Origin of the sequence: Blastopirellula sp. J2-11 (assembly GCF_024584705.1) — a bacterium.
Taxonomy (GTDB): domain Bacteria; phylum Planctomycetota; class Planctomycetia; order Pirellulales; family Pirellulaceae; genus Blastopirellula.
Genome location: NZ_CP097384.1, coordinates 3807082 through 3828028 on the forward strand (window position 1 = coordinate 3807082; position 20947 = coordinate 3828028).

Below are 20947 nucleotides of genomic sequence, written 5' to 3' on the forward strand. Positions count from 1 at the left end.
TCAAGAATATATTTGCAGACAATCGGTCAAAAATTGAATCAACGCTTACTTCGACCGAAGCGATTCTTCGATCGTGCGCTGGTCTGCGCCGCTAGATTCTCGGGGCGATTCTCCCCTTGGTTTTTCGACGTACCGATCATGAAAACGAGCCGCAAGTCCATCCCAGTCGATCACCAAGCTTCCGCCTGACGCTTCATGCTGCTTCTCCCAAGACATCAGCAAATCGAGACAGGCATGATCGATGTAGTTCAGTTGCTCGAAATTGACATGCAATTCGACGTTGCCTGGGATTTGCTCCAGCTCCGAAGCCAACGCCGGCAATCGCATGAACGTCGCGGTTCCGATCAGTCGCAAAGTCAACTTGCCTGAAGCGGGATCTCCCTCGCGACGTATTTCTAAGCGAGAGAAGACGTACAACAACTTGCAAGCGGCTAATACGATTCCGGTGACGACGCCGATTAACAAATCGGTCGCGACAATCGTGACCATCGTGGCGAAATAGATGAAGACCTCGCTCTTTCCATACTTGGCCAATTCGCGAATCGAAGCGGGATTCACCAGCTTATACCCGGTATAAACCAACACGGCCGCCAAACTGGCGACGGGAATTTGCTTCAACAAGAAGGGGAGAAACGCCACAAACAAGAGCAGCCAGCCCCCGTGCATGATCGCGGACCAGCGCGACTTTGCGCCTGCCGAAACGTTGGCGGCGCTCCTCACGATCACCCCGGTCAACGGCAATCCGCCGATTAGCCCGCAGACCGAATTGCCCAAACCCTGCGCCATCAACTCACGATCGTAGTTGGTGCGTTCCCCTTCATGCATTTGATCCACTGCGGTGGCGCACAAGAGCGTCTCCGCACTAGCGATCAAGGCGACGCCGGCGGCCGCCATTAGAATCTCAACAATTGGCGCTGACATCCACATGCCGAGATCGGGAAAGACAAAACTGCTGAAAAAGCTCGCTGGAATGCTCGCTTCCAGCCGCTTAATCGGAACGTCGAATAATTCGGAGAACAACGTCGCCAACACGACGCCAAGCAACGGACCAGGGATCAGCTGTAATTTTTTCGGCGCCATTTTCCAGAGCACGATCACCGCAATGGTGAACAAGCCAAGTCCCGCCGCAAGATGGTGCGACTTCGATTCGTCAAATGCAAATACGCGGCCAATCGCCTGGGGAATCGTCAGCAGATTCGCCAAGCCGGCTTCCAAATGAACGCCGCCGATCACCAACTCTTTCCGCGGCTGATCGTCGATCATGATGTGAAACTGACTGCAAAAAATCAGCACGCCGATTCCGGCCAGCATCCCCTTCACCACCGCCGGTGAAACTGCGCGAAACCACTGCCCCAGTTTCAAGAAGCCGGCGACAATTTGCATCAAACCCGCCACCACGATCACCAGCATCACAAGCTTGATGTCAAATTTCTCGAACAAGCTATAGACCAGCACCGTTAGACCGGCTGCGGGGCCGCTGACCTGCAGCGGAGCGCCTGCAAAAAAGCCGACGACCAGACCGCCCACGATACCGGAAATGAGTCCAGCCGCCGGGGGCGCTCCCGACGCGATCGCGATGCCGAGACAAAGGGGAAGTGCGACTAGAAATACGACAATCGATGGGAAGACGTCATTTCTGATCGTCTCCCAACAAAAAAATGGAGGACCACTGGATTTGTCGGACATTGAATCTGCCTTATCGCGATGTTATTTGGAAACCAGGAAAAGCGTCAGACTCGGCCATTACGCAAAACCCGATGTCGAGTCATTGATCTCGCTAAACGCCGCATCGCTCAGCGGCACAAACGCATCTTTCTCGCAATCAAGCATTTCCACTTTTCCCGATCCAATGTCGTACGCCCAGCCATGCAACTGAACCTGATCGTTGGATAACGCATCGGCGACGCAGCGCAACGCTTGCAGGTTTTCCAATTGCATTCGGACATTCTCCTGGATGACCAGTTCCAACATCCGCTCTGGCGACTGCTCGCCATGGCGCTGCAAAGTTCGCTGCGCCAATCCATCCGCGTTTTGCAACCACGCGGCGACAGCCGGAAGTTGGTCACACGACCCTGTTTGAAGAATTGCATTCATCGCGCCGCACTGAGAGTGCCCGCAAACGACGATATCCTGAACACGAAGCGCTTTGATCGCATACTCGATCGTCGCCGCTTCTCCACTCGCTTGACCATGTCGCGGAATCAGATTTCCCGCGTTCCGCAACACAAAGAGATCTCCGGGATCGCTGCGTGTTATCAAGTTGGGGTCGATTCGCGAGTCAGAGCAAGTAATAAACAGCGTCTGCGGCGACTGCCCGTGGGCAAGTTCTTCAAACAAAGACTGTTTGTGCCGATAGTCTGAGTTCTGAAATTGAGATAGTCCGCTGATCAGTTTCTGCATGGTTCGAATACTCACTGGGCGCATCGACATGCGCCATGCTGGCGTTTCGTATATCTGAAAGATTCCAGCGGCGCTGCAAACACTTCTCTCTGCTCGCGTCAGAGCATAGATGAGTGCGCAGCAGAAGCCGGAGTCACGATGTTTGTGCGTTCAAATCAACTCAGGAACGCTGGCCCAAGAAGAGGCCAAGAAATAACGCTTGTTTAAATGCGCAGCGCCGCGCCGATCCCGTTCCAAGCGCTTCGTTCGGCACGAATACCGCTGAATGCCGCCCGAGAAATACGACCAGGCAGTGGAGCCGACAGAAAATCGGCAGAACGATCGTCAGCAGTGATCTTAGGACGAAATTCGACCGAAACGATTTGCCCCAGCAGCACGACCTCCACTTCTCGCGAAGTTTCCGTCTCCTGCTCAGCAAGCGACCGCGGAGGCGAGATCGTCCCCACCAACATCGCAAACATCATGAATAGAAAAGGAGCAATTGGCAAAGGCGATCGGCGATTGATTCGTCTCATTGCGCTCCCTTCTTTTTTATGTTAGAGATCGGACAAAATGGCGAACCAGCAAAAGATTCCGCCAAGATGACGTATTCCAACTTTACGTTCGACGGCGTAGTTAAGTCAAGTCTGCTTTCTTCTCCCCTGATCGGAGAGAATGCGGCGCAACCTGAATAATATCAAGTGATTTCGGCGATACTTCACTACGCATGAAATCTTGCCGCGGCTTTTTTTCTCGGCATAAAAAAAGCTTGCCTTCAGGCGACGCGTCGCTGAAGGCAAGCCGATCTAAAACTGGAGGTGATGCTATGGCTATTGAGCAGCCGGCAGGAGCACCGGGACAACATACCCGCTCGGCAGAATGTCGTACTGCGGAACCGCTCCCGCGCTCACCGGCGGGACCATCGGCGGAATCGGCGGATCGCCCGCAGGCAGTTGAACATCGACCGGAGCGCTGCTGCAGGGAACGCATGATTTGAGGCACGTTCGGATCCACTCAAATTTCGGTACCGAAACTTTGTACTCGTTTCGCCACAATTGATTGACGGTGCGAACCTTACCGCACTTCACCAGCGGCGGTTCACATCCGCAGCAATCTGATTTTTCCCAAGGAAAGCGAACCGGCGGGATTTCGATCTGCTTGCAGCGCGTCGTCCAGCAATGCTCTGTTTCTTCTTCGCACGACTTCTTCAGCAGGTAGGGGGCGCACTCCCAACAGGGATGCTCACAGCAGCAGTTGCCATGAATGGTTGGCCTGCCGCATCCGCCCACCATCGCTTCGCCGCTATGGGCGATGTTCGCACACAGCGCCAATCCGGCCAACAAAAAGTAGATTGCAATCCGTCGCATAGTATTCATCCTTCTATCTTTCGCCGAGGCGTTTGTTTTGATTCATCTGGTTTAGAAATCGACCATAAAGCGACAACCCATGATCCAGAAGTTGCCTCCCGTGTAGCCGCCCACCGGCCTGTGCTCACTGATGTCGCCGTAGATCGCGTTGAACTGCATCTTCGAGTGCGAAGTCCACAGCCAGTTCAAACCTAGCGTCGCGTTGGTCTCAACGCCGCCCTGAATGTTATCGTCGGTTAGATCCAAGTACGAGATACGTGCAGCGACTTGCCAGGCGCCCCAACCGGTTCCAAAGTTGCCGTTGCAATCAGGAACCAGAAAGAAATTCTCAAACGGCTTCACGCGAGAGAGCGTGCTGCTTTTGCGATCGTACGCCATGTGCTCGCCGGTCAGAAAGTATGCGGCTTGCAAATAACCGCCATGGAAATTGACGTCGCTCATGCCGTTGTCACGCTGCAGCCAGGTCGCCTGATACTCGCCGCAGAAATTCCAGGCGCCCACATTCAGCATTGATTCCAACGCGAACACTTCGTACCAATCGGCTCCCGCAATAGCGCCGGTGTCGATCCAGCGACTGCTTGAACGCGCTTCAGGACGCGTACGAAAGCGTCCTTGATTGGAGTGCGGCGTTGTCGCCAATACATCACCATCAGGATTGGCCACCATACCGGCGATCGCCCAGTGGTAATAACCACGTCCTCCCGATGAATCGTCATACCATGGGCTGCTCGCCAAGCGAGCGTTGCCGCTTCCTTGAAACGCATCGCCGAGATAGGTTCCGGTGCCGGACACGTTTTCCATATTGAAAATGCCGTAGCGCCAGTTGTAGACCAGATCGTCTGAGTAGCTGTAGCCGCATAACCCGAGACGACGCGCATCTTCGTTGAACGCTTCCACCACCAGCGGCCGTTCCATAAAAATGTTGAACCGCGAACTGTTTAACGCGTCTAAACCAAGCGGACGCTTTTGATTACCCAGCAGCACGGTCGTATTGCCTGGCAGTTCGTCCCAGCCAATGTAAACATCCTTGATCGCAGGATCATTGGGATCAGCGAAGTCAACCTGAATGCGCCACAGCATCGTTTCAAAAGCATCACCGCTCGTTTCCAAGCGGACGCGTCGAAACGCCCAGCGATTTTCCGGGTCATTGCCGGTCGCCGGATTTTCAAAGAAGCCGATCCCCGGCGTATTACTAGGAAAGTCCCAAGTGTCAAAGTGAACGCGACCGCCGATCTTGAACGTTGGTTTCGTCGGCGGGACGTATTCTTCCGCTACCTTCGCGAGTTGAGCGCCTTGAACGGTCTGGGCCGCTTCCAGCCGTTCGATTCGTTCCATCAAATGCCCGACGTTCGTCATCGGCACATTTTGAATGTTTTGCATGTTCGGCATCGCGCCAGTCGGCGCCGGCGGCGCCGATAGGCCAGGTTGCAACGGTGCGTCTAGCTGATCAATTCGCCGCTCCAACTCCATTAGCCGTCGGCTGAATTCATCTTGCGGTGCAACATACAGCTCGGTGGTATAGCTACTGAAGGACGTCTCCTGAGCCAAAGCCGGCGCGGAGAAATGCGTAGCTCCGAACAGCAAAAGCCCCGCTGCAACCGTGCTAGCAATTCTTTTTGGTAACATCGTCATTTCAGCCATCCGTGACACACGAAGTAGAACAATCAATTTCGTCATGTCGCGATCATCGGGAAGAGCCCGCATAATCAAATATTAAGATTGCACGATTGATAGTCGCGCCGCCTGTGACGATTTCAGTGATCGTTTTGACCAGGCATGGTGGTAACGGAAAATGGGTCCGCAAATGCCGCAAATGCGCCCAATCCGCCATCCACTTCGAGATCGGTCGCGGTGACAAACGAAGCGCCGTCACTGGCCAACCACATCACGGCCGCCGCAATTTCCGGCGGTTCGGCGATCCGACCTAAAGGATGCCGATTCGCCAAAGGCGCTTCTCCGCCTTGCTGCGCGAGAGATGCCCGCAAAAGCGGAGTTCCCACCGCACCAGGAGAAACCGATACGACCCGCACTCCTTCACGCGCCAGCTCGACCCCCCATTGTTTCGCCTGCATGAGATTGGCCGCTTTGATCGGTCCATAGGCAGGCACCTCACGAGCGGTCCGGTGCCCTTGGGCGCTCGCCATATTGACGATCACGCCGCTTTGCTGCTTGCGCATCACCGCAGCCGCTTCCATCGCCATGTAAGCGTAGCCAGAGAGATTGATCGCGACCATCTTATCCCAGACCGCAGACGACAATTGGTCGATTGGTCGGTACGAGTCGGGAGGCTGGATCGCGGCGTTGTTGACCAACACGTCCAGCGCGCCTGCCTCTTCGACAACTTGCGTAATAACGCGCTGGCAATCGTCGCGTTGCGAGACATCACCCAAGATCAACTTGGCCGGCAGATCGACCCCCGGTTCGGGCTGCGACACATCCACAGCATAGGTCGTCGCGCCCGAAGCGGCGAACGCCTGGCAGATCGCCAAGCCAATTCCGCCTGCGCCTCCGGTCACCAAAACGACACGCCCCGAGTTATTAAATTCAACGTTTCCGCGCGGTCGCATAGTCAATTGCTTTATTACCAGAGTTACTTCGAAGCCCAGTAATCGATGACGAACGCTTCTTCCAAATGGGGAAGCAATAGTTCGACAAATTCTTTGTGCGCCGGGTGCGGCAGATAGGCTTCGCGATCCGCTTCGCTTTTGAAGGTCACCAGAAAGCAGTGCGTAAAGCCTTTATCAAGCATCTCGGGGCTGTTATTCGTGCCCCATTCAAAATCAGCGATCTGCGAAATCTTGCCTGGCAACGCGGCGAACGCTTCCTCAACCATCTTCTGATCCGAAGGCTTCACCCCTTCTTTGAACTTGAAAATCACGACATGCCGCAACAACTTCTCCGGCTTGGCCGCGTCATCGGCAAACGAACGCGTATTCATGGCGACCACCATAACCGCCAGCAAGGCGAAAATCGAATAACAGAAGACGCGATTCATGATGAATTCTCTCAGCAAGGGTAGGTATGTCCAATGCAGTTGGCCCTCTCTAGGATACCAACGCGCCGCCCCCGCGACAAATTGGCCCCCGGAAGAGCGGCTACATCTTCAACGAATGGAACACGAGCGGCCCGATCGTCGAAATCACCAGTACAATCAGCGCCAGCGACACCAGGTTCAACACGAACCCGGCCTTGATCATCTGCCGCATGGTCACCCGACCAGAGCTGTAGACGATCGCATTAGGGGGAGTCGCCACCGGCATCATAAAAGCGCAACTCGCGGCCAGCGTGGAGGGAATCAACAGCAACAGCGGGCTGACCTGCAACTCATCGGCCGTGCTGGCCAAAATGGGATTCAGCATCTGCACGCTCGCCAAATTTGAGGTCAGTTCAGTCAGGCAAATCATTCCGCTGGCGGTCAGCGCCGCCATGACGATCGGCGACAAGCCTGTCATCATGCCGGCAAGTCGTTCCCCCAAAAAGCGATCGAGTCCGGTTTCGTGCAATCCGCCGGCGAGCGCTACGCCGCCGCCAAACAGCAATAGCACTCCCCAAGGAATTCGGACGGTTGACTGCCAATGCAGCAAACGACTGCCATCTTCTTTTCCGCTGGGCAAATAGAAACAAAGCAGCGCCATGAGAATCGCGGCTGTGCCGTCATCCGCATATTTGCTCTGCAACAAAGGCCCCCATCCCCAGCCTTCGGTCGGCTCGCGCAAGATCCAGAGCAGCGCCGTGACAAGAAAGATTCCTCCGACGCGCCATTCCGCCGCCGACATCGCCCCCAGCTTGTCCAGCTCATCACGGATCACTTCTCGTCCGCCGACCGAAGCTTCGGAACCGCACGGAAAAATCCAGTAAGTCATCGCTCCCCAACAAATGCCGAGAAACATCAGCGTGAAGGGAAGCGCAAGGATCATCCAACTCAAAAAGCTGACGTATTCGCCATCGGGATATTCCTTGGCGTAAAAGCTGGCGAACGCGACGTTGGGCGGCGTACCAATAATCGTTGCGACTCCGCCGATGCTCGCCGCATAGGCGATTCCTAACATCAGCGCAGCCCCCAGATTAATTCGCCGCTCTAGCGACATCTGACCGGCGTCAACGCGCGTCAAAATGCTCGCCGCAATCGGCAGCATCAACAACGCGGTCGCCGTGTTTGAGATCCACATCGAAAGGGCCGCCGTCGCGATCATGAAACCTAGCACAATCCGCCGCGGCTGATCTCCCATCGCGTAGACGATCGACAGGGCGATGCGGCGGTGCAGTCCGCTTTCTTCCACCGCCAACGCGATCAAAAATCCCCCCAAGAAGAGAAAGATAAATCGACTGCCGTAGCTGGCTGAGACATCGGCCATCGATTGAATGCCCAACAACGGCATCAGCGCCAGAGGAACCAGCGCCGTCGCCGCAATCGGCAACGCTTCGGTCAGCCACCAAACCGCCATCAGCGCAGCGACGGCCGCCATGTAGTTCAGCTGAGGGTCCTCTGGGTGCAATTGCCACCCGAGACTTGGCCCGGCGACCAACGTGATCGCGATCGCCAATCCAAGCCAGCGACCGACCATCGGGATCCGGCCTGTTCCTTCCGTAGATTGCGTGCTCATGACGGCGTTTTATTCGAACTCACCGCCAATTTCAACCGCCATCGTTCCTTGATTGTCCGAGTTATCGACATCGAACATTTTCAAGAACAAGCGTCCCGACGCCGGCGCGGCGAAATCTCGCTGTTTGCCGATCGTAAACGGCTGCGGCTTTTTGTCGCCAGGCACGGCGATATAACCAACCAGGCTGCCAAGCTTCAAGTCGCGAAGTTCGCGCGGCGGCTCAACTCCGTCGGCGTCTCCTTCAAACACAAAGGTCCACTTCCCTTCGGCGACGATCCTAAGCAAAGCTCCCTTGTTCACATTGATGCCGGTATCGCGCCAATCGCCGTTGGCGCTGATCGTCAACGACTTGCGGTTCGATCCGATCAAATTGCGATTGATCGCTTCCAGCTTGTCTTTCGCCCCTTTGTACTGCGGAGCGAGCTTCAAGATCTCGACAAAAACCGACTTCGCTTTGGCCCAGTCTTGTTTGCGAGCGTACTCATCTCCCAGATCTTCCGCCTTCTCCACAAACTCTTTCTGAAACTTCAAGAGACGCGGATCTTGCGTCGTGGGCTCAGACGGAGCCGGACTTTGCGTCGAGCCGCGACCGCGGCCTTGTGCAAACAACGACGAGCTGAGCAGCAGCGATACGAACACGGCGAGAGCCAACGACTGGCCAGACTGCCGTAGGTACCAAGAGAGCATGAGCGAAACTCCAGCGGGGGGGCAAATCGATGAGGGAGCGGCTATTAGAACGTCTGCGACGCTCCGGTTCAACAAAGACGGCAGGCCGCAAACTGTTCTCTTAGAAAAAGCGAGCCGCCAGCGCTAGTGTACTTTAGAAATTGGGGCGATTGATGCAGAAATGTGCAAACCTGCGCGCCAACAAGCCGAAAATCGGTAGCTGCAGCGCATTCGGCGCGCCAAGGCAAGCGCGGCGGACAATTCCCATTAGTTACAATCTTTTATTACGACACCCACAAGACGTTTATCTCGATTCTTTTGATACCATTCATAATCAATCACTACCATGACATCTAAAAATTACTACAATAGACAATCACTCTATTCGTACATCTTTTATCTTGATCAAGGGTTAAGTTCATGTCGCGGTATAATTTAATCACCGGAGCCTTGTTTGGCCTTACGGCGGTCTTGGTTGGAACTGTGTTCGAATCAACCGTGAAAACGAAGCTAGACGAAGAGTTGTCCGAGAAAGAATTCGAACTGCCGGAAGAATTAGATGCTGACGGCAATATATTGAAACCAAAACGCAGCATTATTAGCGAAATGGACCGCGCAGATATTGCGGATAGATGGAAATCTTATCGAGATGGATGCCAGTACATAATGTACCACGGATTCTCGATGCTGTTTCTAGGATTCATCGCATCGCGTGCTGCGAAAACAAACATCCTAGCCAAACTTGGGGGCGCTTGTTTCACCTTCGGGGCCCTCTTTTTGGGATTCGGACTGGCCATTGCCGGAATAGGGGATTTGCCTATCCTCGCTGTCATGGCTCCGTTGGGCGCTTTAGCTTTTTGCGGAGGCTGGATCTGCATCACGATTTTGTCGATTCGGGCAGATGCAACCTAAGTCGCAATCTGGATGGGAAGCGATCATGCCTCGCTTCCCATTCGTGTGAACGCCAGCATACTTATCTTCGCGACCGGCGCAACTTCTTTGTGGTCAGCTCGAAGTTGTACTCGTTGCTACCTTCCGCTGAAACGTCTGCAAACAAATCAGAGTGTCCATCGAGGTAGTGAATCGGCACCGTCACCTTGCTTGCGGTTCGACCAAACACCGTCACGCTCTTTTCACCGGCGATACATTCGAGCGTATAACTGCCGTCCTTAATCTTGCCGGACGCTGCTCCGTTCGCCGCTCCAACTTTTGGGGAAAAGACGACGAACCCATCTTGGAGCGGCGTCCCATCAAGCGTGACGACCCCAATCACAGTGAACATCTCGGGGCCGCGGGAGCAACCTCCCAAAAATCCCGTCGCTAAAATGCCCGCTAGAACAGCTGTAATTCTAAATGCTTTTTGATACATGGCGTAATTCGCGGCAAAACGATTCGCACCGTTCGAATCCGCGCCCCTTAAAAAAAGATGAAATCTATGCGTCACAAATAATGACGCATGGCCTAAGCAACATCGATCGCGGTCCTCACGACGACCGCGATCGTAATGCGTTTTGGGTCATCGAAAAGTCAAGTGACGCCTGACGATGATCCGCCATTTACTAGAACGTTAGAATGAGCCAACGACGTTACCGTCATTGCGTGCGCCCAGGTTCCCATAGATATCTTTGTTCATCGTATCCGGCAGAAATGATACGGCGGAATCGGCGCGAACGACCATGACGCCGCCCGGATGATAACTACGCAGTAATTGCAGCGCAGCGGCGGGAGCTCCAACACCGCAAGGTTTCTTTAAAGAATCCGCACATCCTCCGTCACGGACAAGATCGGGAACCTCGGTATTAAATCCCCATGCCGCACGTGGGCTGAATACGGCCTCTAGAAACTGGCCATCCCAATAAGCTCCGATCGCGTCAGTTTCCGTGCCAGCAGGATCCTGGACGCACTCGCCGAACATCAGCGTGTTACTGGAGCCATCCGTGATGTCGCGGAAATTGATGCTTGACTTGTTAAAAAACAAACCGTTCGCATCGGCCAAATTGCCTGGGTGCAGAATGTCATTGTGACTGTTTCCAAGATAGTTACCCTGAAAACCAACCGCGCCAATCTTTCCGCCAGCGGGATCGGAAGGGCAAACGAAAGCACCGACAACAGTCTTGCGCGCCGTCTCATCCCATGAAGTGGACGCCATGTTCGGCATGTCCGACTTAACAGCGTCGTAAATCGCAGATTGCTCTACAAACGGAAGAATCCCTTGAAACCACGTAGCGCCAAATGGCTGTTCGCCGGGAGTGTCGGTATAAGCCGGGGCTAGTCCACTGTGAAATCCATAGGCGAATTGCCCATACGGCAACGACAGAAAAGTATCGTGATAATTGTGCATCGCCAAGCCCAACTGCTTCAAGTTGTTGCTGCAACTAATGCGTCGCGCCGCTTCGCGGGCTTGTTGCACGGCCGGCAGCAGCAATGCGATCAAGACGCCGATGATCGCGATGACCACCAACAACTCGACCAACGTGAAGGCGCTACGGCGGCGTCCGCCGAAGAAAGAGATCTGCATTTGAGCGTCCCCTAAAACATGAAAAATAAATTCGCTGCCTGTCGCACATGCGCTAGGCAGTTGATTCGCAAACGCGGGGCATGATGGGGTTGCGCTGCAATAGTTGGGGCAGACGCCAAAATACGAAGGGTTATCCAACCTATCTATAGTTCCGCCTGGGGGGCGCCTTTTGCATAACATGGCGTCAGGAAAAATTCTTTCTTCGTCTCAAAATATAGGCGACTGACTGCCAGCGAAGACCAACTCGGACTTAGGATGAAAATCACGAGAAAGATCGGCGTTCGCGTTCTTTCAGCCGAAACTCATCTTGAATTCCTGAAACGCTACCGCGAGAAATAAACGCGTAGTTTTCCCCAAACCTTCGCCGTAATACCCGCAAATCACCGAGAACTATTTTGACATTTATTTTGACTTCGATCACTCGATTGGAGTCGAAAAGCAGACTTATCCCCCCTTGAAAGCGACTTTAGCCGCAACGAGGTGGGATACTTCCCGATTACAGAAACATCGCGAATTTTAATTTCTACCTAGACACCACAAATTCGTTCACAATAGTCCAGGCAATTTTCTGACTGGTCACAGCAGACCGTCCTGGCGCAGAGCGGCGCAAGAGAAATCGAAATCGGGTGAATTCTGCCCGAAAATGCAGCGGCCTCCCTTCGCAATGATTGAGAACTAAATTGCCGCGAGTCGTCCGGCCGGCGTATCGGCCTTTAGCGCAGCGATCATATCGCGCGTTGCGGCGGCGCTGGCGTCTTGCCATTTCGCCGCGCCATACTGCGATTTGTAGGGCTCTTTGGCGAACGCAAAGTTCAGCCCGCGAGAGTTGTTGATGAGCGCTCCTAGTCCGTTGGGGTCAAACGCCGCGGCGACATCTTTCGGACCGCCCCCTTGGCTACCGAAGCCCGGCACGAGCAGCCAGGCCGACGGCATCACTTCGCGCAGTTCCGAGAGTTGCTCGGGATAGGTCGCTCCGACAACAGCGCCCACCGCGCCGTACTGCTGCCCCGTGTTTTTTGTCGCAGCGGCTAACGACTCGACATGCGCGGCCATTCGGCGATAGATCGTCTCTCCGTCAATCGACAGATCTTGCAGCGTGCCGCTGCCGGGGTTCGACGTCTTCACCAGTACAAAGATGCCAGAGTCGGTCGCAACGCACTGGTCGACAAACGGCGTCAGGCTGTCATCGCCCAAGTAAGGGCTGACCGTCAAGCAATCGGCGCCCCAGGCGCTGTCGTCCCCCAGATACGCTTTAGCGTACGCTTCGGCCGTGCTGCCGATATCCCCTCGTTTGCAATCGAGGATCACCAGCAAGCCCTTTTGTCGGGCATACGTCACCACTTTGGCGAGCGCCGCCATTCCTAGCGGCCCGAGTTGCTCGAAGAAAGCGGCTTGCGGTTTGACCACAGCGACCAGGTCGGCGATCGCGTCGATCAACTCGCACGAGAATTTTTCAAACGCGGCGGCTTGGCCGGCCAGCGACGAATCGGTTTGCAGCGCAGGAGGAAGCTGCTCGAACCGCGGATCGATACCGACCAGCGTCGGAGTTCCCTTCTGCTGGACAGCCGTCGCCAATCGTTCTGCAAAGTTAGCCACCGGGTGCTCCTTCGTCTTGCAAATCTTTCTTCCAGGACTGCAACAATTGCAATGCCTGTAGCGGGGTCGTCTCATCGACATCGACCTCACGCAATTTCTCGAGCAGCGGGTGCTCGTGCGGACCGAACAGACTCAACTGCAAATCGGTCTTCGGGCGTCGCTCTTTTTTTGACGCGATCTTCGCGTTGCCGCCGCTGTCAAGATGCTCTGATTCTAGCTGATTCAAAATCTGTTTGGCCCGCTCGTTCACTTCACGCGGTACGCCGGCCAAACGAGCAACATAGATGCCGTAACTTTTGTCGGCGGCGCCGGGAACAATCTTGTGCAGGAAGATCACTTTGTCGTCCCACTCTTTGACCGCCACGTTCAAATTAACGACGCCAGCCAGCGAACTTCGCAAATCGGTCAGCTCGTGATAGTGGGTCGCAAACAACGTGCGGCAGCCGATCTTGTCATGCAGATATTCGACAATCGACCAGGCGAGCGAAACGCCGTCATACGTGCTGGTGCCGCGGCCGATCTCGTCCAAGATCACCAAACTGCGATTGGTCGCCGTGTTCAAAATGCGGGCCGTCTCAGTCATCTCGACCATGAACGTACTTTGCCCACGCGACAGCTCGTCGCTGGCGCCAACCCGGGCGAAGATCCGATCGACGATCCCCAGATCGGCTTCGCGAGCCGGTACAAAACTGCCCATCTGCGCCATCAGCGAGATGAGCGCGACCTGACGAATGTAGGTGCTTTTGCCCGCCATGTTAGGGCCGGTGATCAGGCCGATAAAGCCAGACTCGCTGTCGAGCTGCGCGTCGTTCGGAACAAAGCCCCCTTCGATCTCTTTCAAGTCGAGCACTGGATGACGACCATCCAAGATCCGCAGCACCGTCGATTCGCCCACCTGAGGGCGACAATAGTTGCGCTCTCGCGCCAGTTCGGCCAGCGACAACAGACAGTCCAAGTTCGCCAATACGTCAGCGGTTTGCTGAATTCGCTTGGCGTCTAACTGCACCGCGTCGCGCAGTTGGGCGAACAGTTCGTACTCGAGGTCTTTCGCCTTTTCGTCGGCCGAGAGAACTTTTTCTTCATACTCTTTCAGCTCGGGCGTGATGTAGCGCTCGGCATTCTTGAGCGTCTGTTTGCGGATGTAGTCGGTCGGAATGCGCTCGCGATTGACGTTGGTCACTTCCAGATAGTAACCAAACACTTTGTTGAAGCCGACCTTTAAATTGGCGATGCCGGTCCGTTCAATCTCCTGCTTTTGATACTCGGCGATCCATTGCTTGCCGCCGGCCGCTAGACCTCGCAGGTGATCGAGATCGGCATGAAAGCCGGCGCAGATCACGCCGCCGTCACGCGGAGAAAGAGGCAAGCTCTCATCCAGCGCCGTCGCAAGTTGCGAGCGAATCTCGGGGCATAGATCCAACCGCTCTTCCAATAGCCGCAGCATGCTGCTCCGCCGCGAAGTGATCTTCGCTTTGATATGCGGCAGACGCTCGAGCGTCTTGCAGATGTAGCCTAGATCGCGCGGCGACGCACGGCCTGTCATCACGCGGGCAAGCAGCCGTTCGAGATCGTAAACCTCTTTCAAGCTCTCCCGCAGATCGCGGGCGAGCGCCGGCTCCAGCACCAGTTCTTCGACCCCGTCGAGCCGTCGATGAATCTCTTCTAAATCGGTCAGCGGATTCGAAAGCCAATCCCCCAGCAAACGGCTTCCCATCACCGTGACGCAGCGATCGATCGCGTCGAGCAACGAACCGTCGCGGCGACCATCACGCATCGTGCGGGTCAGTTCCAACGAACGCCGCGTCGCCTCGTCGATCTCCAAAGTCGAGCTAGCGCGATACGGCGTGAGCCGCTCAATGTGGTGCAGCGAAGTCCGCTGCGTTTCTTCCAGATACTCCAGCACCGCGCCGGCCGCACAAACGGCCAACTGGTCTTGATCGCCAAATCCAAAGCCTTCGAGCGTCATCGTCTCGAAGTGTCGCTTCAAAACCTCGCCGGCGCCCTCTTTGCCAAAGGCCCACGCAGGCCGATAGGTCATTAAGATCGACTCGTGCAGATGCGCCGGCACCACGTTCGACTCTTCGGGAACCAGACATTCTGAAGGGGCGATCCGGGCCAACTGATCGGCGAGCCGGGCCGTCGGAAAGACGCCGCTATAAAAGCGACCGGTCGACATCTCGACCCAGGCGACTCCAACTTCGGCGGCGGTCTCTTTTTTGCCCGGCAGCGCGACCGCGGCCAAGTAGTTGCTTTCGCGCGGTTCGAGCAACGCGTCGTCGGTCAACGTGCCAGGCGTGACGATCCGCGTGATCTCGCGGCGGACGATCCCCTTGGCCTCTTTGGGGTTTTCGACCTGGTCACAGATCGCGACGCGATACCCCAGATGGATCAGCTTGCCGAGATAGTTGTCCAACTGATGATGCGGGAATCCGGCCATCGGCGTGGCGTTTTCCCCTTTGTCGCGACTGGTGAGGGTCATCCCCAACACCCGCGCAGCGGTCTTCGCATCGTCGTTAAACAGTTCGTAGAAGTCCCCCATCCGGAAGAAGAGGATCGCGTCGCCGCAAACTCCCTTCGCTTCGAGGTACTGCTGCATCATGGGGGTGACGTTCATCGCGACAATTTATCACGATGCGCGCGGCGCATGAAGGGGCGAGAGGAGAAAGAAATTGGGAGAGATTTGCCGATTTGAAAAAATGCGTCCCGTAGGATGGGTGGAACAAGCGCCGATAGACTCACAACGCCATCACTTGTGCAATCCAACAGCCCATCTACCCGCTCCCCTCTTGGTTGAACGATCGCCCTTCGGGATTCGACAACTGGCCACCTAGAATCTCGCTTCACGGTAACCAGACATCGCGACGAAACCCGTGTGTGGCGGCGCCATCCATGAATCGCCGTCCGGCTGAACACCTTTTCTCGTATCGATTTCACATAAACTTTGCGCCCCCGCGGTAGAGTGCAGCTCCATCCCAGGGAGTAACTTCGGAGCATCCTCTACCATGTCGAAACGTATCCGTTGCCCACAGTGTGGTGAAGCAATACGCATCGCTTCTGATTTGCCAGACGGAAAGATTGCCTGCGCCAGCTGCGGCGGCCGCTTCAAGGTTCGCCGCAAAGAACGAGTCGAGGAGGAAGAACTAAAACTTGCCCCGCTTCCTGTTGCGGCCGAACCTCCCCCCAGGCTCAACCCTTTGCCGCTGCAAGAACCTTCTGCTGCTCCATCGAAAGAGATCTCTCCTTATGTGATCGTCGCGGGCATTGCAGCGGTGCTGCTTGGTGTTGTCTGCGGCGCAATCGCCTTGGGGCTCACGAGTTTTGGCGATCGCCAAAACTCCATCGATTCCGCAGTTGCCCAAATGTCCGAAGCCGAGAAGCCTGGTCCTACAGAGAATCTGCAGTCGGAAACGAGCGCGGCCAAGCCCTTTCGTCCTAGCGAATACTCTTCTCAGGGGAACTTTGTCACCTATGAAACGGCCGCGGCTGCAGCCCCGACCACGCCGGAGTTGATCGCGATTCGCGGCCAGGTGAATCCCTGGGAAAAGCGTGCTTTCTGGCAACACTATTTCGTCGCGGAGGGGAACTGGAATCTTGATATCGGTCCAGGCCGCAAGTGGACGATTGCCCCCGATTTGAAATTGCTGATCGAACCGAATTCGATCCCTTATAGCCCCTGCCGCGTTAGCCGTAGGAAAAGTATCGAATTTCCGACGATGGCCGACATGCAGGGACCTTTTGCAATCTTGCCCCCAGAAACCCGCTGGGAACAGCCCAGCTACAAGTTTACCGCAGAGAAAATCGATTTCGCAGGGATCGTTCAACAAGCGAATCGAGCAAAGCTCTCCGACGACGAATTGCGCAAAGCGTTCGCAGAAAAGATCAGGGAGCTGGCTCCCTACGAGATCCATCGCAACGCTCCTTTTCGTTTGATGGATCTGCGCACAGGCGAACAGGTCGGGCATTTCAGTGATTTGTTACCGCTGTGTTGGGAAATCGCACTCAGTCTTGACGGGACATGGGCCATTAGCGCGGATCCGGTTCCCGAAGATTGCAAATCACCAGAGCGAAAGCTGTTTGTCTGGAAGAAAGATCAAATCGACGGACCGATCGGCACGATCGATTTGGAACATACGTTGATCTGGCTGAGCTTTATTGACGAGAAACGTCTGCTGTTTTTGGATGCTGGGGAAGCGGGCGTTTCGTTGAAACTTTGGGATGTCGAAACAAACGAGCAAGTCGCCCGGTTGGAGATCGATCCAGAGCAATTTCCAGTGCGAGATCAGACGGTCCACACGGAAGCGAACAAGGTGCTGATGATGGAATTGGGACGTCGCAGCCGAGAGCGACGGGAAGAGGCGCCCCGCCCGCGACCCGACAGAAAAAAGAAAACCAATCTGGAAGAAGGGACGGACACTTATCAACTGAACGATCCGCACGCGATCACCACGCGTTGGTCGCCGCGGAAAGAACTGGGAACGCTAAGTCCTGATGGGAAGCACCTCATCTTGCATGGCCACGCAAGTTTGTTGATCTGCGCAATCCCTCGGTTGACGATTCAAGGGACGTTTAGCCGCACCCAGGAGTCGTACCGCACCTTCTCCGTTTATGGAAATTGGCCCACGTTCGATTTCTCGGCCGATGGACGGGAACTCTTGGGACATTTTGGAAATCAGCAACTCCGAATCTCGACGCAAAATGGTCAAGTTCTGGAGTGGCGCGAACCTGTTTCCGCGGTAATTCCCGGAGCGAATTTGACACGGCGACTCTCGCCGCTGCCTAACTGGCGAACGTGGTCCTTTACCGAGCAGGGCCTTCCCTTCTCGCATCTGATACGTCAGCCAAGAGTGCCCCAAGGAAGGCAAACAGTTATCAAGCTGGGCATCGACGCCAGTAACGCGCTGCTGGTGAAAGAGATGACCCATCAACCTGGCGGAAACAACGGACGCTATGAGATGCATCTCCGCTCGCTGGCGGAGGATTCTCCCAGCCCAGCGACTGCCCAACCCCAATCATCCCCACTGAATTCGCAACAATTGCTGGACGCCATCGCGTTGCATCCAGAGTTCTTACAAACGACGCCTCGGCGGAGGAAACCGGTCACCGCCGCCGAGTTGAAGCCGCTGAGTCGAGAGTTCGATTTCACCGTGGGAGGATCGCCTTGGACGCCGCCGCAATCGATGACTCCGCCCACCATTCCTTGGCCTGACGCTTGGAATGGGCTCGAAGGGGGAGAGCTTCAGTTACAAGCAGAGGATCTCGTTTGGATTCCGCCCGCAGATCCGACGAATAGCTTCCACTCGAAACAAGTCGTGCTGGCATTACCGGGTTTGGCGAAAGTTTGGCGACCGCGAGCCGATGACTTCCCAGAGCGGATATCGGCATTCAATTTTGAAAAATTGGAGAGTAACTATGATCGAACCCGCAGGATTCGAACTACCTGGGAAAAAGGAGAAGGCGCTGCACCTCTTGTCGTACTTGACCCGCAGCATTCTCGTTTCGCCCTGACGTGTCACTGGGGATGGCGCGACGTGGTGATCGTGTTCGACAAGGAGGGACAACCTCTGTTTCGCCTTACGCCGGGGATTGGCCCAGTCCAAGCGGTTGCGTTTGCGGGACCTCAACGGTTGCTCACCTTGGCCGATGGCCGATTGACCGCTTGGGATACGACGAGTGGAGCCGACCTATGGGAAGTCGATGGCAGTTATCACGGGACCATCGCCGTGGGCCCACAGGCGCGTTGGCTCGCGGTCGCCAATGCGAATAGCGTCGACTTACTGACGACGGAAACGGGGGAGTTGCTAAGCCGGGCGCCCATCGAACATGCGGCTGTAGTTCCTCGATTCGCGATCAGTTCTGACGGCCGCTACCTGGCCGCATGGGTCCAAGAAGAATTTACCAAGTTGGACGAGGAAATGGCCCGGAAACGCCCTGACCTGCCGCCGAACTATAATCCTGTGGTCGAAACAACCGCTCTTGTGGGCGACTTGACGACCCAAACGTGGCGCGAGATAGCGATCCAGGGAGGCGCATCTGGACATTGCTTTGGGTTTGTTGGCCCTGATCTATTGGCCGTGGGCGGGCACGACAGCACCCACATCTATGATTTAAAGCTTCAGCTCGAACTGGCCACAGGGCCCGGCAAAATGCACTTGGCCCCTAACGGCGCTTTGTGGAAGGTTGCGACCAAGTCGACCTTCGAACGAGTCTGGCGGCGCATCCCCTTTCCCGACCCTCAACTTGTCGACCACCAGGTTCTGCTGAATCCGGATCGGCGCGTCGGCGGGGGAACAATTCCCCAATACCAGCTTGAGGTTGATCTGGGCAAATCGATATATACCAATCAGCACGGACCCCAGATCGCTTCGAGACTGAACGCCGCCGGATTTAAGATCGGTCCCAGCGAGTGGACGATTCGCGTCACGGCTCAAGCCGGACTGACAGGCGATTCCCTGAAAGCGATCCGAGAGATTCATAATCCTGTCGCCGCAAAGTACAACATCCCTCAAATCACCTACCACTGGACAATCCTAAATGCCGAGGGGGAGGAGATCTACGCAACCAAGTCGCAAGGGCATTTTCTCGCGGGCAAAAGTCGCTACTACAAAGGTGCTCCGTTGGACCCGCGTCGTAACGCCAGAGATCTTCCGGAGGGGATGTATCAATTCTCAGGCGATCCCACTCGAGATATGGCCGAGGAAATCCTGCGAACAGGTGACGGCCTAGTGCGCATTCCGCTGCTGGCCAAATTCAAAAATGCCGCCGCCAACGTCGTCTCGGTCGAGAACCAACAAGTGGAGTTACCGATTGCCTTGATGGCTGACACTTCTTCTAAGTAGCCAGAAGCCAAGCAACAGGCTGCCCCTTGTGGCCGTTTTCACGACTGAACAATCCCACGATTTCTCATCTACTTCGCGGCCGACTCCCCTTTCAACTCGCGTTCAAAGAACGTCATCGCCTTCATCAGCGCCTGCAGTCCTGTCGCTGGGCCAAAGCCGTGACCGTCGTTTTCGTAGAGGACGAATTCTGACTTGCGGCCTGCTTTTTTGAGGGCTTCGTGCAGTGCTTCAGTTTGGCTCGGGGGGACGAGTTGATCTTTGCCGCCTTGCAGGATTAAGAAGTTGGCGCTCTTGTCGTCAACGTGCAGCGTGGGGGAAGCGGCGATTTGGTTTTCTTGGTTTCCCTTCTTCAGGAAACGATCGATCATCTCTTGGACGGCGACGTTGGCGCTGATTTCGTACTTCGTCCAATCTTTGGTCAAGTCGCCGGGGCCGTAGATGTTGACGACGGCTTGCACGCGGGTTGACGGTTCGCCCGCTTTCGCCGCATCGGTGGCGCCGAGCAGCGAGACGAGATGTCCTCCGGCCGAATCGCCGGCGGCGCCGATCTTGGTGGGATCGATGTTCAGCTTCTCGGCGTTCTCACGAATCCAGCGGACCGCCTGACGACAATCATCGATCGCGGCGGGCCATTGGTTTTCGATTTGACCATCGGCGCCATCTTTTACCAGGCGATAGTTGATGCTAACGGCGACGTAGCCCTGTTTCGCCAACATTTTTCCGATGGCGACCACGGTTCCGGCTTGCTTGTTGCCGCCGCGCCAGCCGCCGCCGTGGACGAGCAAGACGACAGGCCGAGGAGCGTCCGACTTTTCGGCCGGTGAATAGACGTCGGCCAGCAACTTCAAGTCGCCGACGGTTCCATAGACCACATCACGATCGATTGTCGAATCGGCGGCGCGTGCCTGCGTAACCAGAAAGCCAGTCAACAAGAACAACGACAGCAGAGATAGTTTGCGCAGCATGGTGGGGTTCTTTCTT

General features: G+C 55.6%; 16 protein-coding genes. 2 read left to right on the forward strand and 14 right to left on the reverse strand.

Features of this window, described 5'->3' with window-relative positions:
* Positions 1 to 45: 45 nt before the first annotated feature.
* From M4951_RS15125 to M4951_RS15165, 9 genes are all read right to left on the reverse strand, one after another.
* Positions 46 to 1686 (reverse strand): SulP family inorganic anion transporter, encoded by a 1641-nt coding sequence (locus M4951_RS15125; RefSeq protein WP_262022488.1) that lies wholly within the window; start codon positions 1684 to 1686, stop codon positions 46 to 48.
* A 57-nt stretch (positions 1687 to 1743) separates the two neighbouring features.
* Complete coding sequence (locus M4951_RS15130; RefSeq protein WP_262022489.1) at positions 1744 to 2400, reverse strand: carbonic anhydrase; 657 nt, start codon at positions 2398 to 2400, stop codon at positions 1744 to 1746.
* Positions 2401 to 2603: 203 nt separating this feature from the next.
* The gene (locus M4951_RS15135; RefSeq protein WP_262022490.1) at positions 2604 to 2915 is read right to left on the reverse strand and encodes a hypothetical protein; all 312 of its coding nucleotides are present in this window, start codon (positions 2913 to 2915) and stop codon (positions 2604 to 2606) included.
* 294 nt (positions 2916 to 3209) lie between these two features.
* A complete protein-coding gene (locus tag M4951_RS15140) occupies positions 3210 to 3746 on the reverse strand; it encodes a hypothetical protein (protein ID WP_262022491.1) in 537 nt (178 codons plus the stop codon).
* A 51-nt stretch (positions 3747 to 3797) separates the two neighbouring features.
* Complete coding sequence (locus M4951_RS15145) at positions 3798 to 5378, reverse strand: OprO/OprP family phosphate-selective porin (protein WP_262022492.1); 1581 nt, start codon at positions 5376 to 5378, stop codon at positions 3798 to 3800.
* Positions 5379 to 5500: 122 nt separating this feature from the next.
* Positions 5501 to 6313, reverse strand: a complete 813-nt coding sequence (locus M4951_RS15150) for an SDR family NAD(P)-dependent oxidoreductase (RefSeq protein WP_262022493.1) — start codon at positions 6311 to 6313, stop codon at positions 5501 to 5503.
* A 23-nt stretch (positions 6314 to 6336) separates the two neighbouring features.
* Positions 6337 to 6741: a Dabb family protein gene (locus tag M4951_RS15155; RefSeq protein ID WP_262022494.1), complete on the reverse strand. Its 405-nt coding sequence runs from the start codon at positions 6739 to 6741 to the stop codon at positions 6337 to 6339.
* A gap of 100 nt (positions 6742 to 6841) precedes the next feature.
* The gene (locus M4951_RS15160) at positions 6842 to 8350 is read right to left on the reverse strand and encodes an SLC13 family permease (RefSeq protein ID WP_262022495.1); all 1509 of its coding nucleotides are present in this window, start codon (positions 8348 to 8350) and stop codon (positions 6842 to 6844) included.
* A 9-nt stretch (positions 8351 to 8359) separates the two neighbouring features.
* Positions 8360 to 9037 (reverse strand): hypothetical protein, encoded by a 678-nt coding sequence (locus M4951_RS15165; protein WP_262022496.1) that lies wholly within the window; start codon positions 9035 to 9037, stop codon positions 8360 to 8362.
* 399 nt (positions 9038 to 9436) lie between these two features.
* On the opposite strand from M4951_RS15165, the gene M4951_RS15170 reads away from it, so the two are divergent.
* Entirely contained in the window at positions 9437 to 9928 is a 492-nt protein-coding gene (locus M4951_RS15170) for a DUF423 domain-containing protein (protein WP_262022497.1), read from the forward strand.
* Between the two features lie 61 nt (positions 9929 to 9989).
* Here the strand turns inward: M4951_RS15170 and M4951_RS15175 are convergent, their stop codons facing one another.
* The 4 genes from M4951_RS15175 to mutS form a co-directional block, all read right to left on the reverse strand.
* Positions 9990 to 10385: a hypothetical protein gene (locus tag M4951_RS15175; RefSeq protein WP_262022498.1), complete on the reverse strand. Its 396-nt coding sequence runs from the start codon at positions 10383 to 10385 to the stop codon at positions 9990 to 9992.
* 198 nt (positions 10386 to 10583) lie between these two features.
* Entirely contained in the window at positions 10584 to 11534 is a 951-nt protein-coding gene (locus M4951_RS15180) for a DUF1559 domain-containing protein (RefSeq protein ID WP_262022499.1), read from the reverse strand.
* A gap of 675 nt (positions 11535 to 12209) precedes the next feature.
* Positions 12210 to 13130, reverse strand: a complete 921-nt coding sequence (gene pyrF, locus M4951_RS15185) for an orotidine-5'-phosphate decarboxylase (protein WP_262022500.1) — start codon at positions 13128 to 13130, stop codon at positions 12210 to 12212.
* Complete coding sequence (gene mutS / locus M4951_RS15190; RefSeq protein WP_262022501.1) at positions 13123 to 15744, reverse strand: DNA mismatch repair protein MutS; 2622 nt, start codon at positions 15742 to 15744, stop codon at positions 13123 to 13125. The genes pyrF and mutS overlap by 8 nt, the downstream gene beginning before the upstream one ends.
* A 388-nt stretch (positions 15745 to 16132) precedes the next feature.
* Between mutS and M4951_RS15195 the strand changes: the two genes are divergently transcribed.
* Positions 16133 to 19966, forward strand: a complete 3834-nt coding sequence (locus tag M4951_RS15195) for a WD40 repeat domain-containing protein (protein WP_262022502.1) — start codon at positions 16133 to 16135, stop codon at positions 19964 to 19966.
* A gap of 68 nt (positions 19967 to 20034) precedes the next feature.
* On the opposite strand, the gene M4951_RS15200 is transcribed toward M4951_RS15195, so the two are convergent.
* Positions 20035 to 20931, reverse strand: coding sequence for an alpha/beta hydrolase (locus M4951_RS15200; RefSeq protein WP_262022503.1), 897 nt, complete (start codon positions 20929 to 20931; stop codon positions 20035 to 20037).
* Positions 20932 to 20947 lie beyond the last annotated feature (16 nt).

Excerpts from the sequence above, each read along its gene's own strand:
- M4951_RS15135 (WP_262022490.1), bottom strand. The coding sequence starts at position 2,915 with ATGAGACGAATCAATCGCCGATCGCCTTTGCCAATTGCTCCTTTTCTA.
- M4951_RS15145 (WP_262022492.1), bottom strand. The coding sequence starts at position 5,378 with ATGACGATGTTACCAAAAAGAATTGCTAGCACGGTTGCAGCGGGGCTT.
- M4951_RS15175 (WP_262022498.1), bottom strand. The coding sequence starts at position 10,385 with ATGTATCAAAAAGCATTTAGAATTACAGCTGTTCTAGCGGGCATTTTA.
- M4951_RS15160 (WP_262022495.1), bottom strand. The coding sequence starts at position 8,350 with ATGAGCACGCAATCTACGGAAGGAACAGGCCGGATCCCGATGGTCGGT.
- mutS (WP_262022501.1), bottom strand. The coding sequence starts at position 15,744 with ATGAACGTCACCCCCATGATGCAGCAGTACCTCGAAGCGAAGGGAGTT.
- M4951_RS15170 (WP_262022497.1), top strand. The coding sequence starts at position 9,437 with ATGTCGCGGTATAATTTAATCACCGGAGCCTTGTTTGGCCTTACGGCG.
- M4951_RS15125 (WP_262022488.1), bottom strand. The coding sequence starts at position 1,686 with ATGTCCGACAAATCCAGTGGTCCTCCATTTTTTTGTTGGGAGACGATC.
- M4951_RS15195 (WP_262022502.1), top strand. The coding sequence starts at position 16,133 with ATGTCGAAACGTATCCGTTGCCCACAGTGTGGTGAAGCAATACGCATC.
- M4951_RS15180 (WP_262022499.1), bottom strand. The coding sequence starts at position 11,534 with ATGCAGATCTCTTTCTTCGGCGGACGCCGCCGTAGCGCCTTCACGTTG.
- M4951_RS15155 (WP_262022494.1), bottom strand. The coding sequence starts at position 6,741 with ATGAATCGCGTCTTCTGTTATTCGATTTTCGCCTTGCTGGCGGTTATG.
- M4951_RS15200 (WP_262022503.1), bottom strand. The coding sequence starts at position 20,931 with ATGCTGCGCAAACTATCTCTGCTGTCGTTGTTCTTGTTGACTGGCTTT.
- M4951_RS15130 (WP_262022489.1), bottom strand. The coding sequence starts at position 2,400 with ATGCAGAAACTGATCAGCGGACTATCTCAATTTCAGAACTCAGACTAT.
- M4951_RS15165 (WP_262022496.1), bottom strand. The coding sequence starts at position 9,037 with ATGCTCTCTTGGTACCTACGGCAGTCTGGCCAGTCGTTGGCTCTCGCC.
- M4951_RS15140 (WP_262022491.1), bottom strand. The coding sequence starts at position 3,746 with ATGCGACGGATTGCAATCTACTTTTTGTTGGCCGGATTGGCGCTGTGT.
- M4951_RS15150 (WP_262022493.1), bottom strand. The coding sequence starts at position 6,313 with ATGCGACCGCGCGGAAACGTTGAATTTAATAACTCGGGGCGTGTCGTT.